The organism is Cellulomonas sp. GbtcB1 (assembly GCF_019091725.1).
In the GTDB taxonomy this organism is placed as follows: Bacteria; Actinomycetota; Actinomycetes; order Actinomycetales; family Cellulomonadaceae; genus Cellulomonas.
Genome location: NZ_JAGXJG010000758.1, coordinates 1 through 228 on the forward strand (window position 1 = coordinate 1; position 228 = coordinate 228).

1 pseudogene is annotated in these 228 nt (G+C 79.4%); it reads right to left on the reverse strand.

What is annotated here, in order from left to right:
- Positions 1-228: pseudogene (locus tag KVT14_RS22100) on the reverse strand (hypothetical protein); the annotation flags it as partial.

Here is a 228-nt window from a genome sequence, read left to right on the forward strand (position 1 = left end):
TCGCGTCGACCAGGCCGAGCACCGCCTCCAGGTACGCCCCGTCCACGCCCCAGCCCCTCCCCACCAGCACGAGCGCCCGGCCGTCGCCCTCGCCGGCACCGACCCGCGCGATGACGTCGTCGGCGTCCCCGCGCCCGGTCGACAGCACGCCCTCGGCGTCGCCGCAGAGCCGGGCGATGCCGAGGTCGAGGTCGCCGCCGGGGGTCTCCACCCGGCCGGCGGGGGACA